Raw genomic sequence first — 12760 nt, 5'->3', positions numbered from 1 at the left:
ACTGTATGCAATCGCGTCGGCATCTGGCGAAGTTCCCGTGCGGCCGCCCCCGTACGAGCGGCGGGAGATGCGCCACGGCCCCGTGGAGGGGAGTCGCGTCCGGCGTTGTCGGTGGGGCGGTCCACAATGGTCCGCGTCGGAGTCAGCAGACTCACCGGTCGATCCCCCGCCGGTCGGACCGGCAGCTGTTCACCAACGGCTGGTCGACCCACACATCGGCAGTAGACGCAGCAGAAGGAGCCGCAGCCGCGATGGCCCGCCGCAGCACGAAGACCCCGCCGCCGGACGACTTCGAGGAGAGGATCCTCGACATCGACGTCGTCGACGAGATGCAGGGTTCCTTCCTTGAGTACGCGTATTCGGTCATCTACTCCCGCGCCCTGCCGGACGCCCGGGACGGCATGAAGCCCGTGCACCGCCGCATCCTCTACCAGATGAACGAGATGGGCCTGCGCCCCGACCGTGGCTACGTCAAGTGCGCCCGCGTCGTCGGCGAGGTCATGGGCAAGCTCCACCCCCACGGCGACGCCTCCATCTACGACGCCCTGGTGCGCATGGCACAGCCGTTCTCGATGCGGCTGCCCCTGGTGGACGGCCACGGCAACTTCGGCTCGCTCGGCAACGACGACCCGCCCGCCGCGATGCGGTACACCGAGTGCCGGATGGCGTCCGCGACGACCCTGATGACGGAGTCGATCGACGAGGACACCGTCGATTTCGCGCCGAACTACGACGGCCAGGAGCGGGAGCCGGTCACCCTCCCCGCCGCCTACCCGAACCTTCTGGTCAACGGCGCATCCGGTATCGCTGTCGGTATGGCGACAAATATGCCGCCGCACAACCTCGGCGAGGTCATCGCCGCCGCCCGTCACCTCATCAAGCACCCCAACGCCGACCTCGAAACGCTGATGCGGTTCGTGCCGGGTCCCGATCTGCCCACCGGTGGCCGGATCGTGGGGCTGGGCGGCGTGCGCGACGCGTACGAGAAGGGCCGCGGCACCTTCAAGATCCGCGCCACGGTGGCGGTCGATAACGTCACCGCGCGCCGCAAGGGCCTCGTCGTCACCGAACTGCCCTTCAGTGTCGGCCCCGAGAAGGTCATCTCGAAGATCAAGGACCTGGTCGGCTCGAAGCGGCTGCAGGGCATCGCCGACGTCAAGGACCTCACCGACCGCGAACACGGTCTGCGCCTGGTCATCGAGATCAAGAACGGCTTCAACCCGGAAGCCGTCCTGGAGCAGCTCTACAAGCTGACGCCGATGGAGGAGACCTTCGGCATCAACAACGTCGCCCTCGTCGACGGCCAGCCGCTGACCCTGGGCCTCAAGGAGCTGCTGGAGGTCTACGTCGACCACCGCTTCGAGGTCGTGCGGCGGCGCAGCGAGTTCCGCCGCGGCAAGCGCCGCGACCGGCTGCACCTGGTGGAGGGCCTGCTCACCGCCCTCGTCGACATCGACGAGGTCATCCGCCTCATCCGCTCCAGCGAGAACAGCGCCCAGGCCAAGGAGCGGCTGATCGAACGCTTCTCCCTGAGCGACATCCAGACGCAGTACATCCTGGACACGCCGCTGCGCCGGCTCACCAAGTTCGACCGCATCGAGCTGGAGGCGGAGCGCGACACGCTGCGCTCCGAGATCGAGCAGCTGACCGGCATCCTGGAGTCGGACGCCGAGCTGCGCAAGCTGGTCTCCGGCGAACTCGCCGCCGTCTCCAAGAAGTACGGCACCGAACGCCGCACCGTCCTGCTGGAGTCCGCCGGTACCTCGGTCGCCGCGGTACCGCTGGAGGTCTCCGACGACCCGTGCCGAGTACTGCTGTCGTCGACGGGTCTGCTGGCCCGGACGGCTGGTGGGGACACCCCGTTCGACGCCGACGCCAAGCGCGTCAAGCACGACGTCGTCGTCTCCGCCGTGCCCGCGACCACGCGCGGTGAGGTCGGCGCCGTGACATCGTCGGGACGGCTGCTGCGCCTGCCGGTGATCGACCTGCCGCAGCTCCCCGAGACGGTGGCCGCACCCAGCCTCGCCGGTGGCGCACAGCTGTCGGAGTTCCTGACCCTGCAGAACGGCGAGACCCTGATCTGCCTGACCACACTCGACGAGTCCTCACCGGGCCTCGCACTCGGCACGGAACAGGGCATCGTCAAACGCGTGGTGCCCGACTACCCGGCGCACAAGGACGAGTTGGAGGTCATCACCCTCAAGGAGGGCGACCGCATCGTCGGCGCCGCCGAACTGCGCACCGGTGAGGAGGACCTGATCTTCATCACCGACGAGGCACAACTGCTCCGGTACCCGGCCTCGCAGGTCCGGCCACAGGGCCGCCCGGCGGGCGGCATGGCCGGGGTCAAACTCGGCGCGGGCGCCAAGGTGCTCTCCTTCGGCGCCATCGATCCGGCGGCCGACGCGGTGGTCTTCACCGTCGCCGGTTCGCACGGCATGCTCGACGACTCGCTGGCGACGGCCAAACTCACCCCGTTCGACCAGTACCCACGCAAGGGCCGCGCGACCGGCGGCGTACGCTGCCAGCGCTTCCTGAAGGGCGAGGACTGCCTCACCCTCGCCTGGGCAGGCGCGGCCCCCGCCCGCGCCGCCGACGCCAAGGGCGCCCCGGTGCCCCTCCCGGAACCGGACCCGCGGCGCGACGGCTCCGGCGTACCGCTGACGAAGCCCGTGGCAGCGCTGGCGGGGCCGGCGTAGAGGGATCGGCTACGGCGACAGCCGCTCGGAGGGGGCGCACCCGCACTGTGGTGTGGGGGCGCCCCTGACGCTGTGCGGGGGGGGGTGGACGCAGAGGTGCGGAAGGGGCGGTTGCGTTGTCGTCCGGTCCGGTGCTGCTCCGTTGTTCCTAATTCGTGAGTAGGCGGTTCCAGATCAGCTCGTGGGTGAGCTGTTGGACTGTTGAAGTGGGTTGGGTTCGTAGTGGTCGCGTGGGCGCCGGGCAGACTCCTGTCGGTTCCCGGTCCGTTGATGCCTTACGAGAGAACGGTGGCGCCGGCGGCTTCGGGCCGCTACGGAACCCAACCCGGCCCCCCGCACGTAGATCGTTGCGGTGTGAGCCCGTCGCAGGGCGACCTCTTCGCTTCCTCCCGAGCCACCGAGCTCTTCGTAAGACAGAGGCCCCTGCGGCGCGCTGGTGCCGCGAACGGCTAGTGAGATGGCGGGCCGAAGAGTACGCAGCCTGCGCGGCCGCCGCAGACCTCGCGACGGCGGTGGAGGAGCATTTTCGCCGGCACCCGGACGCTGAGATCCTCCTCAGCTTCCCCGGCCTGGGGGTACAGCTCGCCGCCCGGGTGCTCGCCGAGATCGGAGACGACCGCAGCCGCTTCGCCGACGCCCGCGCCTTGAATGCCTACGCGGGATCAGCCCCCATCACTCGCGCTTCGGGCAAGAAACGCTACGTGGGACGGCGTTTCATCAAGAACGACCGGCTGATCACCGCCGGATTCCTCTGGGTCTTCTCCTCGCTGAGAGCCTCTTGTGGGGCTGACGCGCACCACCGCCGACGACGCGAGCGCGGAGACTGGCACGCCCAAGCCCAGCGGCACCTGTTCAACCGCCTGATCGGCCAGCTCTACCACTGTTTGCAGACCGGACAGTTCTTCGACGAGCAGCATGCCTTCACCTCCTCAGCAGCGGACTTGGCCGTCGCGGCTTGGCTTCTCAGACACGTGAGATGTCTCTCGTTATCGCTCGTGACCGTCTTGGTCATCGCGGTCGGCTACGTAGCGCAGGACGCCCCACATGGCGCGCTCCAGTAGGTCGTCGTCGTGGGGTGACGATGCGTCTTGGGGTGATGTTGCACGCTGCCGCGGTCGGTTGTGCGCAAGCGTGTCATCGGGGGACGGCGCGGTGACAGTCACTGCTTCTGTCATCCTGCATGCACACAACTGCTCCTGCAGTGACCCCGCGTCGATACGGCTACCGATGAGCACGAGCTGCGTACAACGCTCCTCGCCACGCTCCCAAGACGTCGGGTAGAACCGAAGAAAATCACCCACCGCGTGTACTCCGAACTTCTGTCTGCTCCCCGGAACGTCGAAGTGCACGAACCCCTTGATGCGATACAGACCTGCCGGGCGACTGTCGAGAAAATCCATCAACCGACGCGGGTGCATGGCGACACGCGAGGTGAACTCCACGGTCTGGTAACCGCTGTGAAGGTGTTGCCCGTGGCAGTCGCCCGAACACGGCTCGCCCTCATGCGGCGGCGACTGTCGCTGGCCCTCGCCCGACGCGTCATGCGCACGCGCACTGACACTGACATCCACCACGGCCACTGGGGCATGCTGTGGTTGGGGGTGCTGACTGTCGCGAGCCACGGTGCCCGGCTGACAGTCACTCCCCGAACTGATACGTGTCACCGCCTCCGCGTCATGGTGACGCGCCGCGCGGTAGTCGGCCGTTTCCCGCAACAGGTCCTCGAACGACAACTGCTTCATCGCCGGGTCACAGTCGTCTCCCGGTCCGCGGTCGAAGAACACCTCCGGGGCGATGCGTCCGTACGCCGCGCAGATCACGGGCCGTCCCGGCGCCAGCTCCCCCAAGGTGGTGGCGAGCCGTTGGCGCTGCTCGTCACCGATACGGTCAGCCTTGTTGAGCACGACAAGGTCGGCGATGCCGACATGCCGGTCAAGTTCGGGATGGCGGCCGCGCATTGCCTCGAACTCGGCGGCATCGACGACCTCTACCAGGCCACCGTAAACAATCCGGGTGTTCTCGCTGGCGAGGATCATGCGGATGAGTTCCTGTGGCTCGGCCAGGCCGCTGGCCTCGATGACGATGACGTCGATACGGGCCGCGGGCCGTGCGAGACGTTTCAGGTATTCATCCAACTCGCTGGTGTCGACCGCGCAGCACAGGCATCCGTTGCCGAGCGAAACCATCGAGTCCACCTGACCGGCGACTGCCATCGCATCGATCTCGATGCTCCCGAAATCGTTGACGATAGCGCCGATGCGTGTACCGTCACCTGCCGCCAGAAGGTGGTTGAGCAACGTGGTCTTGCCCGATCCCAAAAAGCCGGCAAGGACGACAACCGGGATCTGCTGCGTGGCCAAGGGGGCGCCTCCATGATTCGGAGACCGGGCCGCAGCGCGGGTGACCGACCGAGCGGACCGGAGGAAACGGGCTGCCGATCGTAACGGACCCCTGATGCACCCAGGCGAGGTAGTCCAGCCGACGAAGTGAGGCGGCCGCATCCACCTCGATCAGCGGGGCCGTCGACCTCCCACGTGCTCTTCCCCATGGCTGACAGCAACACGGACGGGCCGGTGCATCCGGCCTCGCGACGGTATCCACGCCCGCGGGTCAAGCCAGGCCACAGCGTCTGTGGCCGCGGTGCCAGCACGCCGAAGTTGCGGTGCTCCCCGCCCTGAGAAGCACCGCCCCGGCTGCCACTGCTGGGCGTAGTGGGGCCCCATGCCCAGGGCTCCCGCTGGGCCCCAATCGCTCTGGCCGCTATGCGGCCAGGGGCACCCGAGCCCGCCCGGCCTTACCGCCGCCCCGGCCGACGGGACCGCCCGGCAGACTGTCGCCCCGGCCCGCCGGCAGGTCGTGCCGCCCCGCGTGGCCCCGTCGTAGCGGCAGACTTCCTGCGGCGCCTTCGGCCACCGCCCGTCACCGCTTGGGGACGGTGATCACTTCGGTGCCCGTCGCACGGTTCACCGCCTTCGGCCACTCCATCCCCATCCCCATCCGCTGCCCGCTCCTCGGCCAGCGCGTTGTCGGCACCTCCCTCCGCTTCAGGCAGGTTAGGCTTACCTTCGTGAGCACCTGCACTCTTGCTTCCCGCGAAGGCGCCGAGCCCCTCGCCGGAACCGCGGCCACCGCCCGAACCTGGCTGCTCATCGAGCAGCCGGGCCCGTGGGGAGTCGAGGCTCTGACGAACAGCCACCTCGACCCGGACCTCGGCCGAGCCCTGAAGGCCGTCACCGACGGAACTGGCGTCCGCGTTGCGTTGATCCGCCGCCCCAGTCCGTACAGCAAGAGAAGCACCATGCTCCGGCGCCGGGTGTTCCTCGCCCACACCGCACCGGGCCGCTCCTGGATCCGTACCACCACCGTCGCCGACCCGAGGAGCCTGCTCCGACTGGACTTCACCGCCGCGGATGCCGGTCATCACGATGGGCTCTGGGACGCCTACTCCGGCCCCCCTCCCGTCCTGGTCTGCACGAATGGCAAACGGGACAGGTGCTGCGCCGTCCTGGGACGCCCTCTCGCCGCCGACCTCGCGAGTACCGGCACCGAGACCTGGGAAGTCACCCACATCGGTGGCCACCGCTTCGCGCCAACCCTGGTCGTGCTGCCCTACGGGTACGCCTACGGTCGTGCCTCGGCCGATCTGGTCAGGCACGCCATCGAGGCGGCGAGCAACGGCCGGATCGCGCTCGACCACTGCCGCGGGCGCTCCACCTGGGACCGCCCGGCCCAAGCCGCCGACCTCGCCGTCCGGGACATGCTGGGTGAGCACCGCGCGGACGCACTCGACGTCGTACGGACCGACACGGTGCGGCCCGAAGCGGTGTGGGCCAACCCTCCGGCCTCCGCGCGCGCCACCGCTGCGGAGCCCCTCCCTGCGTGGTCCGTCACCGTCTCCCATTCCGACGGCCGCATGTGGCAGGTGCTGGTCGAACAGCGGGCCGATGGTGCTCCTGCGCCCGCGAGCTGTGGCTCGCTGCTCGACCCACCTGCGCGTATGGCCGTTACAGCCATCACTCACCTCAGCAGCGGATCGCCCACGAGCCTTGTGAGTGGTCGCCTCGTCGCAGCATCCTGACGTGCCCGCGGGAACGGAGCCCCACGCCTGCCGAGGAGCCGCTCCCCGGCTGGCGTGGGCCGGAACGGTCTCCTGCTGACTCACCTTCCTGGTACGCCCTGCCCGGGAGGCCAAGGCCACCGCGACGGCGATGCCGACTCCGAGCACCGACCACACGACGTGCGCCCCTCGTCGGCCACCCGAATTCGGCAGTGCCTCCCGAGTGGCACATCCCCGCGTTGCTGCGTTCATCCCTTGTCTCCCCCGCTCGCTGTGTCGCGTGCTGTGGCGTCGGGCCTTCAGGGCCTCTCCGTCCAGGCCCAGCAGTTCCGGCGTCACCCGCTCTCTCTTCGCGAGGTTAGGACTTCACGATCCGCAGCCGAAAGCCCTGTGGATAACTCAACCGTCGCAGCTCTTGACCACTAGGCATTCCCGACCGTAACCGAACGAACACCCACAGTACGTAGGCCGCCAGGTCGCACTGCGGGGGATTACCGAGGCGACAGTGACCGCCCTTACTGTTCGTCCACATGGGCGAGCCGGAAAAACCAAAGTCTCCGATCCCGAGCGCTGAAGAGTCCTCGGGCCCCACCACCTTGCCCAAGCCCCCCAGTGCCGAAGGCCACGGCGGTACACCGCCGCCCGTGTCCGGCACGCACCACCCGCTGTCGGTGTGCCGAAGACGAACCACTGCCGCTGGCCACCCGGCCGCCCATCACTGGTTGCTGCGGACGCGCCTCCATTGGCCGCGCCGCGTCTTCGCTCAGGTCCTGATGGTGCAGTTGGCCATCGCCACCGGTGTGACAGCACTCGTCACCGGCCTCTTCCTGGCCCCGCTCAGCGTGGAACTCGACAACCAGGCGATGCACCGCGCCCTGGCAATCGCCCAGACCACCGCTGCCGAGCCCCGGCTGGACAACGCACTGGAGAACTCACGCCCCACGCGGCACGGCCCCGTCCAACGGGCAGCCGAGCGGATCCGCAACGCCACAGGCGCCGAATACGTAGTGGTCATGAACAGGCACGGTGTGCGCTGGTCTCACACCGACCCGAACGAGATCGGACGGCGCGTCTCCACCGACCCGAGCCTGGCCCTCGCGGGCCACGAGGTCATGGAGATCGACGACGGCACCCTCGGCCGATCGGCACGCGGCAAGGTACCGCTACGCAACGACGGCAGGGAAATCATCGGCGCCGTATCCGTGGGCATCGCCTACGAGAGCGTGCACGAACGGCTTCTGTCCACCGTCCCGCAGCTGCTCGCCTACGCGGGCGGCGCCCTGGCCGCAGGAGCACTCGCCGCCTATCTGGTGGCCCGCCGTTTGCAGCGTCGTACGCACGACTTGGCGTTCTCTGATATTTCCGCACTGCTCAGCGAGCGCGAAGCAATGCTGCACGGCATCCGAGAGGGGTTCCTCGCCCTCGACAAGAACGGCCGGATCCGTCTGATGAACGATGAGGCGCAGCGGCTGCTGGGCCTGCCACCTGAGGTCACCGGGAACATGGTGGACGCCGCCCTTCCTGCTGGCCGCACAGCAGATGTATTGGCCGGCCGAGTCTCAGGAGCGGATCTGCTGACCGTCAGCGGTCAGCGCGTTCTCGTGGTCAACCGGATGCCCACCGACGACGGCGGGGCGGTGGTCACGCTGCGGGACCGTACCGAATTGGAGCGGCTGGGTCGCGAACTGGACGGCACCCGCGGACTCATCGACGCGCTCCGCGCTCAGGATCACGAACATGCCAACCAGCTCCACACACTCCTCGGCCTGCTGGAACTGGGCCTCCACGAGGAGGCCAGCTCCTTCATCACACAAGCGGTCGGCGTTCATCGAGCAACGGCCGAGCAAGTCACGGAGCGCATTCACGATCCGCTTGTGGCATCTCTCCTTGTCGGTAAAGCGACTATGGCAACCGAACGCGGTGTCTCACTCACCCTCGCCTCTGACACTCACCTCCCCGACCACCTGGTCGACCCGCACAGCTTGGTTACCGTTCTCGGCAATCTGGTGGACAACGCCCTGGATGCCACCGCCACGGTTCCCGACGCACAACTGGAGGTGCAGGTCCACGCGGACGGGCGGACGGCGGTCGTCCGCGTCAGCGACAACGGCCCGGGCGTCCCGGCGGCCCATCGCGCTTCGGTCTTCACCGAAGGATGGACGACGAAGGAACCCCCGCCCCATGGGCAGCGTGGCATCGGCTTGGCGCTGGTACGGAGGCTGGCCGAGCGCTACGGCGGCACCACGATAGTCGGTGACCGCCCCGGTGGGGGAGCTGTCTTCACGGTCACGCTCCCTGATGCGTTGTCCGACGAGCTGTCCGAGGAATGCTCAACTCCCCCAAGACAAGCCGCCGCAACCAACCTTCCGTGGAACGACGGCACCATCACGGGCACGTTCCCCGATGAGGCAACAGGAGCCCACCAGTGATCAATGTCGTGGTCGTGGACGATGACATCCAGGTGGCGAAGATCAACGCTGCCTACGTCGGCAAAGTGCCGGGTTTCCAGGTCAGTTGCCTCGCCCACACCGCAGCCCAGGCTCACGAAGCGCTGCGCACCCACGCAGTTGACCTGGTTCTCCTGGACCATTACCTCCCCGATGGCACGGGCCTACAGCTGGTGAGCAGCCTACGGAGCCGCGGCATACCGACAGACGTGATCATGGTGACCGCGGCACGTGACATCACGACGGTTCAAGCGGCGATGCGTCACGGCGCTCTGCAGTACCTCGTCAAACCGTTCACGTTCGCCGGTCTGCGCTCCAAGTTGGAGGGATACGCGGCCTTGCGTCGCACCTTCGAGGACGGCGGTCAGGCCGAGCAGTCAGAGGTGGACCGGATCTTCGGAGCGCTGGGGGCGGCCGGTACGGGTGCGACAGAGCTTCCCAAAGGCCACTCTGCCGCCACCGCCGACCGCGTGCGCGCCGTTCTCCGCACCGCCGATGCTCCCTTGTCCGCTCAGGGTGTCGCTGTACGGGCCGGACTCAGCCGTCAGACGGCGCAGCGCTATCTGAAGCTTCTGGAACGAGCAGGGCGCGTCCGGCTCACTCTCAGATACGGAGAGACCGGACGCCCCGAGCATCGCTATGCATGGGTATGAGAACGCGGTGAGGCCGCACCGGCACTGGTCAAGGACCGTACTTCGCTCTCCGTAAGCCGGGCCACGTCTGCGGGTTCGCCCGTGGCGACCGTGCCGAACCAGGGGTGCGAGGACGTGGAGGCTCCCTCCAGGCACTGTCGCGTCACCCGTACCGTCCTGCCTGGGGAGGGTCTCCTTGCTCCAGGCAACGGTGACGGGGCACTTCCACGTGATATGGCCATGCCACTCTGCTGCTTGTCCACCGAACGCTCCTTTGCACCCACCTGTTGGCCGGTTTCGTCAAGGACGGGCGGGCAGGGTGATGTCCGGTTTCGCCTTCCGGTCCGTTCACTCCATCAGGCGAGGTTCTCGCCAGGTGGCTGCGCCAGGCCGTGCTGGTACGCGTAGTGGATCGCCTGCACCCGGTCGCGCAGCCCGGCCTTGCCGAAGAGATTGTTGATATGTGTCTTTACCGTCGCGGTGGAGACGTGGAGTGTGCACGCGATCTCCGTGTTGGACAGTCCTTCGGCGACGAGCCGCAGTACCTCGACCTCGCGTGCGGTCAGCCCGTCCGGTGGTTCCGCGGATCGTCTGCGCGGCGACGGTGCGGGCTCGGCGACGCGTTCCAGCAGTCGCCGCTGGATCCTGGGTGACAGCCCGGCTTCCCCGGAGAGGACGTCGTTGATGGCACGGATGATCTCGTCGCCGTCCGCGTCCTTGGTCAGATAGCCGCGGGCACCGGCTTGGAGGGCAGGGAAGAGTGAATCGTCATCGGCGTAGGTGGTGAGGACGATCACCTGGGTGCCCGGGTGGTCGGTCCGGATGCGTCGCGTGGCTTCGACTCCGTCGCAGCGGGGCATGCGCAGATCCATCAGGACGATATCCGGGGTGAGTTCGGCGACGAGGCGGACAGCTTCCTCACCGTCCGGCGCGGATCCGACGACGTCGATGCCGGGCAGGAGGCCCAGCAGCATCACGATGCCTTGGCGCACCACGGTCTGATCGTCGGCGACCACCACGCGCCTCACGGGCCCGCCCGTCATGCCGGCACCTGCAGCCGCACCACAAAAATCTCCCCTTCAGGTCCTGATTCCAGCGTGCCGCCGAGGAGTTCGGCGCGCTCCCGCATGCCCACCAGACCGTATCCGGAGCCGCTGCACGCGAGTGCGTCGGGCTCCGTGCGCCCCACCGTGTTGCGTACCTCCAAGCCGATCGCGTCCTCCGTATAGGTGAGGTGGACGTCGGTGCGGGCCCCGGGCGCGTGTTTGCGGACATTGGTCAGCGCCTCCTGCGCGACACGGCGTACCGCCAGCGCCGCCTCCGGGAGGAGTCCGCGACGCTCCCCCGTGATCTCCAGGCGGGCGCCTTCCGCCGCGGTCAGTTCACGCAGGTACTCCTCGACGGGGCGCATCTCGCCCCGGAGCGCGGACAGCGCCTCACGGGTGCCGTCGAGTCCTTCGCGCGCCATTCCGCGGCAGGCCGTCGCCCGTTCGAGGAGCTGCTCGCGGTCGGTTTCGAGGTCGGTGCTGCGCTGGATGAGTAGCCGGACCGCCTCCAGGTGGACCAGTTGGGCGCTCAGGCTGTGGGCGAGGACGTCGTGGATCTCGCGGGCGATGCGGCCCCGTTCGGCCAGGGCGGCGGTCTCCGCCTCGGCGTTGCGCGCGGCGCGTTCCTGGGCGAGCAGCCGCTGGGTGTTGCCGCGTGCCTCCGCGTCGAGACGCATCACGTAGCCGGCGAGGGCGAGTCCTCCGGTGGTCGTCGCCGTCGTCAGCCAGTTGTCGTCGTTCACGAGGGCGAAGGTCGCGAGTGCGGCGGTCGCGCAGAGCAGGGCGGCGGCGAGTGGCAAGCGTTCCATGGCAACGACGGCGCAGCCGCACCAGAGCACGACCGCGGGGAGCGAGGCGCCGACGGCATGGAAGGCGAACGCGCCACCCGCCATGGCCAGAAATAGTCCGAGGGATGGCCACAGTCGCTGCCGCAGTGTGGTCAGGAAGAAGCCGTGGAAGGCCGCTCCCGCGAGGAGTACCGCGACGGCTCCGACGGGTCTCCACAAGCCGTGGAACGGCGGCCGGGTGAGCGTGGCCCACAGCAACAGCCCCACGAGGAGGACACGGACGACCCTGCCGATCCACCGGCGGGTCTCGCTCATGCCTTCGCGGACGAGCGCTTCCCTCAGGGGCCAGCGCGTCCAGACGTTCTGCGACACTCGGTGTCCTTCCCTGAGCGGCGGCGTTTCTCAGCCACCCACCGGAACACGGTACGTGGGCCGTACGGAGCGGGCCCTCCAGAAGGTGACCCCGTTCCGCGACAGCAGCATCGCGGCGACGGAGAGCATCAAGGCACCCGTCCCCTGGTGGATGCCGCACCGGAGCCCCGCTCCGATGAGCCCCAGGCGCACGACCATGCAGCACAGCCAGACGCCCACGGTCCGCCAGCCGCCCTTTGTCCAGACAGTGCCGTCGGTGTCCGTCCACATCGTGGTGGTCCAGGCCCAGGCGGCTCCGCTCGCAAGTCCGAGCAGGAGGCCGGCGGTCAGCAGCACGGCCGACGTGGTCGGGTGGGAGGCGTCCAGGAGGTGCGGTTCACGCAGCGCCATCACCGCCAGAATCGCGGGAATCAGCCACATTTTCCGGCCACTTGACGACAGTTGCTGCGCGGTGAACTGGCGGATGAACACGAACGCGACCACCGCGACGATGACAACGGTGTTGAGCAGGCCGCTCATGAACCCTGGCCTCCGGATGACGGGAACGCTGACATCTCCGACGCTACGGAGCGTCCACCGTCGGCGGATCGGCCCACGGGTGGGGCCCGGGTGGAATGCCGGGGGGGGGGGGGGGGGGGGGCGGGGGGGGGGGGGGGGGGGCGGGGGCCGTGGCTCGGCGGCTCGCGGGGGGTGGCGGAGGCGAGGCGCGGTCGCGGTGT

At 68.5% G+C, this 12760-nt stretch carries 8 protein-coding genes and 1 pseudogene; 5 read left to right on the top strand and 4 right to left on the bottom strand.

Translation table 11 applies throughout. The features are described from left to right. The first annotated feature begins 251 nt into the window (after window positions 1-251). Window positions 252-2699, top strand: coding sequence for a DNA topoisomerase (ATP-hydrolyzing) subunit A (locus ACFWWQ_RS05245; RefSeq protein ID WP_384590389.1), 2448 nt, complete (start codon window positions 252-254; stop codon window positions 2697-2699). A 476-nt stretch (window positions 2700-3175) separates the two neighbouring features. Further along, window positions 3176-3622, top strand: a pseudogene (locus ACFWWQ_RS05240) (transposase); the annotation flags it as partial. Window positions 3623-3685: 63 nt separating this feature from the next. On the opposite strand, the gene ACFWWQ_RS05235 reads toward ACFWWQ_RS05240, so the two are convergent. Next, window positions 3686-5059 (bottom strand): CobW family GTP-binding protein, encoded by a 1374-nt coding sequence (locus ACFWWQ_RS05235; RefSeq protein ID WP_384590386.1) that lies wholly within the window; start codon window positions 5057-5059, stop codon window positions 3686-3688. A 707-nt stretch (window positions 5060-5766) separates the two neighbouring features. Here ACFWWQ_RS05235 and ACFWWQ_RS05230 point away from each other — a divergent pair. The 3 genes from ACFWWQ_RS05230 (at window position 5767) to ACFWWQ_RS05220 (ending at window position 9856) form a co-directional block, all read left to right on the top strand. Beyond that, the gene (locus ACFWWQ_RS05230) at window positions 5767-6777 is read left to right on the top strand and encodes a sucrase ferredoxin (RefSeq protein ID WP_384590383.1); all 1011 of its coding nucleotides are present in this window, start codon (window positions 5767-5769) and stop codon (window positions 6775-6777) included. A gap of 752 nt (window positions 6778-7529) precedes the next feature. After that, window positions 7530-9185, top strand: a complete 1656-nt coding sequence (locus ACFWWQ_RS05225) for an ATP-binding protein (RefSeq protein ID WP_384590380.1) — start codon at window positions 7530-7532, stop codon at window positions 9183-9185. Then, window positions 9182-9856, top strand: coding sequence for a response regulator (locus ACFWWQ_RS05220; protein WP_384590377.1), 675 nt, complete (start codon window positions 9182-9184; stop codon window positions 9854-9856). Before ACFWWQ_RS05225 ends, ACFWWQ_RS05220 begins: the two co-directional genes overlap by 4 nt. Before the next feature lie 335 nt (window positions 9857-10191). Here ACFWWQ_RS05220 and ACFWWQ_RS05215 read toward each other — a convergent pair whose 3' ends face one another. Genes ACFWWQ_RS05215 through ACFWWQ_RS05205 form a run of 3 tightly spaced genes read right to left on the bottom strand, consistent with a single transcriptional unit; the run spans window position 10192 to window position 12560 of the window. Further along, window positions 10192-10878, bottom strand: coding sequence for a response regulator (locus ACFWWQ_RS05215; protein WP_384590375.1), 687 nt, complete (start codon window positions 10876-10878; stop codon window positions 10192-10194). Further along, window positions 10875-12041, bottom strand: a complete 1167-nt coding sequence (locus tag ACFWWQ_RS05210; RefSeq protein ID WP_384590372.1) for a sensor histidine kinase — start codon at window positions 12039-12041, stop codon at window positions 10875-10877. The genes ACFWWQ_RS05215 and ACFWWQ_RS05210 overlap by 4 nt, the downstream gene beginning before the upstream one ends. A gap of 30 nt (window positions 12042-12071) precedes the next feature. Further along, window positions 12072-12560, bottom strand: a complete 489-nt coding sequence (locus ACFWWQ_RS05205; protein ID WP_384590369.1) for a DUF1453 domain-containing protein — start codon at window positions 12558-12560, stop codon at window positions 12072-12074. Window positions 12561-12760: the final 200 nt, after the last annotated feature.

Origin of the sequence: Streptomyces sp. NPDC059080, assembly GCF_042739975.1 — a bacterium.
GTDB lineage: Bacteria > Actinomycetota > Actinomycetes > Streptomycetales > Streptomycetaceae > Streptomyces > Streptomyces benahoarensis.
This window is presented reverse-complemented; position numbering and strand designations above follow the sequence as displayed.

What these genes read in the sequence shown, in the direction of transcription:
- ACFWWQ_RS05245 (WP_384590389.1), top strand. Translation starts at nt 252, where the DNA reads ATGGCCCGCCGCAGCACGAAGACCCCGCCGCCGGACGACTTCGAGGAG.
- ACFWWQ_RS05225 (WP_384590380.1), top strand. Translation starts at nt 7,530, where the DNA reads ATGGTGCAGTTGGCCATCGCCACCGGTGTGACAGCACTCGTCACCGGC.
- ACFWWQ_RS05215 (WP_384590375.1), bottom strand. Translation starts at nt 10,878, where the DNA reads ATGACGGGCGGGCCCGTGAGGCGCGTGGTGGTCGCCGACGATCAGACC.
- ACFWWQ_RS05205 (WP_384590369.1), bottom strand. Translation starts at nt 12,560, where the DNA reads ATGAGCGGCCTGCTCAACACCGTTGTCATCGTCGCGGTGGTCGCGTTC.